General features: G+C 39.7%; 4 protein-coding genes. All 4 read right to left on the bottom strand.

Annotated elements, in window-relative coordinates; translation table 11 throughout:
• Positions 1–190: 190 nt before the first annotated feature.
• Complete coding sequence (leuB, locus tag E1140_RS01775; protein ID WP_155178413.1) at positions 191–1,273, bottom strand: 3-isopropylmalate dehydrogenase; 1,083 nt, start codon at positions 1,271–1,273, stop codon at positions 191–193.
• 87 nt (positions 1,274–1,360) lie between these two features.
• Positions 1,361–1,945 (bottom strand): 3-isopropylmalate dehydratase small subunit, encoded by a 585-nt coding sequence (leuD, locus tag E1140_RS01770; RefSeq protein ID WP_155178411.1) that lies wholly within the window; start codon positions 1,943–1,945, stop codon positions 1,361–1,363.
• Positions 1,946–1,948: 3 nt separating this feature from the next.
• Positions 1,949–3,337 carry a 3-isopropylmalate dehydratase large subunit gene (leuC, locus tag E1140_RS01765; RefSeq protein WP_155178409.1) on the bottom strand — a complete coding sequence of 463 codons (1,389 nt, stop codon included), beginning with the start codon at positions 3,335–3,337 and terminating at the stop codon, positions 1,949–1,951.
• Between the two features lie 7 nt (positions 3,338–3,344).
• Positions 3,345–4,505 carry a 2-isopropylmalate synthase gene (locus E1140_RS01760; RefSeq protein ID WP_155178408.1) on the bottom strand — a complete coding sequence of 387 codons (1,161 nt, stop codon included), beginning with the start codon at positions 4,503–4,505 and terminating at the stop codon, positions 3,345–3,347.
• Positions 4,506–4,624: the final 119 nt, after the last annotated feature.

Here is a 4,624-nt window from a genome sequence, read left to right as displayed (position 1 = left end):
CCTTGGGGGATGGCGCTTCGATAATTTTTTATTTAAAATATATCAATATTCCCCCGGAGCGTTCATGTGAATGACGCTAACAATAATTAGGGTAATAATGATATTTATATTTCTCATCTCGTTTTCGAAGTTTAAATATCAACAATAGTTGCTGACAAAAGCAATAAAAATTTTCTATTTCTTTCATCGCTCACGAATTTACTGTTGAAAGCTCTTTAATTATCGATACAATTTTATCACCCACGTCAGTGGTAGACTTAGGGTTTTCCTTATTGATATCTTCAGTTACAAAACCTGCGTTTACGCAATCGTCAACTGCTTTTTTGATAAGCTCACTTTCATCATTAAGACCAAAGGCGTATTCTAAAAGCATGGCAGCAGAGAGTATTGCACCAAATGGATTAGCAATATTTTTTCCAGCGGCCTGAGGATACGATCCATGAATTGGTTCAAACAAACTTGACGTTACACCTACAGATGCGGAGGGCAACATGCCTAATGATCCTGAAATTACAGATGCTTCATCAGTGATGATATCGCCAAACATATTCTCAGTAAGTACTACATCGAAAAATCTTGGATTCTGAATGATCTTCATGGCTGCATTATCTACAAACATGAAATCTAAAGTTACATCTGGGTAGTCAGAAGCCAGCTCCTGTACAGTTTCTCTCCATAGTCTTGAGGTAGCCAAAACATTAGCCTTATCTACTAAAGTGACATGCTTTCTTCTGTTTCTGGCAGATTCAAAAGCCAATTTGCTCACGCGAATAATTTCTTCTTTTGAATAGTTACAGGTGTCAAAAGCACTGTTGCCATCTTCTGATCTTCCTCTCGGCTGCCCAAAGTAGATACCACCTGTCAGCTCTCTGAAAACCACAAAGTCTACGCCTTTAATGATCTCTTCTTTAAGTGGAGAAATAGGAAGTAAAGCATCGTAACTGGTAACTGGTCTTATATTGGCAAAGAGACCAAGCTTTTTACGCATGGCCAATAATCCTTGCTCTGGTCTTACTTTGGCTTTCGGATCATCATCATATTTTGGATGGCCGATCGCTCCGAATAGAATGGCATCAGCTTTTTTACAAACCTCTTCGGTAGCATTTGGAAACGGATTGCCAGTAGCATCAATAGCCGCTGCCCCCACTAAAGCCGATTCCATCTCAAACTGATGACCATAAATTTCAGCAACTGTGGAAAGTACTTTCTGCGCTTGTTCAGTTACTTCTGGGCCAATTCCATCACCTGGTAATATCGCAATCTTCTTATTCATCCTGTTTTTATATCATTTTAGAAATAGAATATTCAGCCCCAATATTCAACCTAAACCAAAAAATCAAATACTTTCCGGGGCTGATATTCATTTCTGCTTAGTTTCAAATTCTTCAATCTCTTCTCTCTTGCTGATCAGGAAGTCGATATCATCGTACCCCTGTATCATGCAATATTTTTTATAGGCGTTGATATCAAATGATTCTTTCAAATCAGTTCCTTCAATGCTTATAGTCTCATCTTCCAAACTCACAATCACCTCAGTTGATGCATCTTTTTCAATGGCCTCAAATAATGACTTCAAAAAGCTATCACTTACTTGTACCGGTAACAGTCCGTTGTTTAATGCATTGTTTTTGAATATGTCTGCGAAAAAGCTCGAAACCACGACTTTGATACCAAAATCATATATGGCCCATGCTGCATGTTCTCGGCTTGATCCACATCCGAAGTTTCTTCCTGCAACTAATATTTCTCCTGAAAGACCTTTGTTTAAGATGAAATCCTCATTTGGGCTTCCATCTTCATTGTATCTCCAGTCCCTGAATAAGTTATCTCCAAAACCATCTCTGGTTGTAGCTTTCAAAAATCTAGCTGGGATAATCTGATCGGTATCCACATCCTGTAAGGGAAGTGGAATACATGTCGATTTTAATGTTGTGAACTTATCCATAGCTTAATTCAATAATTCTCTAACATCCGTAATATGACCAGTAAGTGCTGCCGCAGCTGCAGTCAAAGGGCTGGCAAGCATCGTTCTTGCTCCTGGTCCTTGTCTTCCCTCAAAATTTCTGTTGGAGGTAGATATGCAGTATTTGCCCTTAGGTACCTTGTCTTCATTCATACCTAAACAGGCAGAACATCCCGGCTGACGCAGTTCAAACCCTGCTGCCAACAATACCTTATCTATTCCTTCTTCTATTGCTTGTTTCTCTACCTGCTTACTGCCAGGTACAATCATGGCATTTACATGGTCTGCTTTCTTTTTGCCTTTTACTAGCTCGGCTACAAGTCTTAAATCTTCTATTCTTGAGTTGGTGCAACTCCCGATAAATACATAATCTATTTTCTTGCCGAGTAGCTGGCTGCCACCTTCAAGGGCCATATACTCTAAAGATTTTTTAATGCTGATATCACCATTCAAGGCAGGGATGTTTCCTGTTACACCAATGCCCATTCCAGGGTTAGTACCGTAGGTAATCATGGGTTCAATATCTTCAGCTTTGAAATAGTGCTCTGTATCAAAGTTTGCATCAGGGTCAGTTTTTAGTGCCTTCCATTCTGCCAGCTTGGCCTCCCATTCTGCTCCCTTTGGGGCAAACTCTCTACCTTTTATGTAATCAAAAGTAGTATTGTCTGGTGCTATCATACCACCACGAGCTCCCATTTCAATGCTCATATTGCAGATGGTCATACGCCCTTCCATGGACAAGTTTTCGATAGCAGTTCCACAGAATTCAACAAAATGACCCGTTCCACCACTGGTTGAGATTTTAGAGATGACGTAAAGAATGATATCTTTTGAAAGTACACCATTCTTCAATTCTCCATCAACCTGAATTTTCATGGTTTTAGGTTTCTTCTGAAGTACACATTGGGTGGCCAATACTTGCTCTACCTCACTTGTTCCAATACCAAAGGCAATATTTCCAAAGGCTCCGTGTGTGGAGGTATGGCTGTCTCCGCAAACTATGGTCATACCAGGCTGCGTAATCCCCAACTCTGGTCCAATAACATGGACAATGCCCTGATAGGGGTGCCCCAAGCCATAAAGCTCTACACCAAACTCATCACAGTTATTGATTAATGTATCTACCTGATGCTTTGATAGCGCATCTTTGATTGGTAAATGCTGATCTTGGGTAGGTACGTTATGGTCCGCAGTGGCTATAGTCTGTTTTGGTCTAAAAACACCTATACCTCTTTTCTTAAGTCCTGCAAAAGCTTGTGGACTGGTTACTTCGTGGATAAAGTGCCTGTCGATATAAACGACCTGCGGTCCGTTCTCAATTTCATGGACAACATGATTATCCCAAATCTTATCAAATAATGTTTTTGGCTGCATAGACCGACTAAAGATTTATATGTGCGTAAACTCCAACTAACTCTTTCAAATCAGGATCATTGACAACATTGATATCATCCGCCATGCTCAAAAATCGCTGATATGTTTCTTCTAACTCATCCTTGCTTAGCACCACTCCAATCTGTCCTAATCTGAAGTTTAAAGCTGCACGACCGCTTCTTGCAGTCAGGATTATGCTTGATTTGTCGACTCCAACTTCTGCTGGGTCTATAATTTCGTAATTATCTCTGTTCTTAATCACCCCATCTTGGTGAATGCCGGATGAGTGCGCAAAAGCATTGCTTCCTACTATGGCTTTATTGGCCTGAACAGGCATGTTCATGGTTTCTGATACCAATCTGCTAATAGGATATAGCTGCTTAGTGTTGATATTGGTATCAAAATTCAACCAATTATGTTTCCTCAAAATCATAACCACTTCTTCTAAAGAGGTATTCCCGGCTCTTTCGCCAACACCATTGATAGTACATTCTATCTGACGCGCTCCATTTTGAATGCCTGCAATACTATTTGCTGTTGAAAGACCTAAGTCATTATGACAGTGTGTGGAAATGGTCACCCTGTCAATGCCATTTACGTTTTCAACAAGGTATTTTATTTTCTGCCCATATTCCTCTGGTAAGCAATAACCTGTTGTATCCGGAATGTTCACTACGGTAGCTCCAGCATTAACAGCAACTTGTATTACCTTGGCTAAAAATTCATTATCTGTTCTGCCAGCATCTTCTGCGTAGAATTCAACATCCTCTACAAATTTCTTGGCATATGACACACAAGCTTTAGCTCTTTCTAAAACCTCTTCTCGTGTAATCTTTAATTTGGTCATCACGTGCTGATCAGAAGTGCCGAGACCTGTATGTATTCTAGGTCTTTTTGCTTTCTTTAATGCTTCTGCTGCACATTCTATATCTTTTTGCACCGCTCGTGATAAGCCACAAACTGTTGCATTTTTAACTGTCGCTGCTATGGCCTGTACTGATTCAAAATCACCAGGACTTGAGATAGGAAAACCTGCTTCTATTACATCAACACCGAGATCTTCCAGTGCTTCTGTTATTATTATTTTTTCTTTTTTATTTAGCCCACAGCCGGGGACCTGCTCACCATCTCTAAGTGTGGTATCGAAAATCTGAATCTTGTCACTCATAGGCTCTTCTGAAATTTATTTCATTGACTTGATATCAAATGTATCTTATATGCTAGCCGATGGAAAGACCAAATATTTGATTAATTACGATCTCTAATTATGATTAAAATTTCAAAAAG

This window comes from Fulvivirga lutimaris, from assembly GCF_009711525.1.
Taxonomy (GTDB): domain Bacteria; phylum Bacteroidota; class Bacteroidia; order Cytophagales; family Cyclobacteriaceae; genus Fulvivirga; species Fulvivirga lutimaris.
This window is presented reverse-complemented; position numbering and strand designations above follow the sequence as displayed.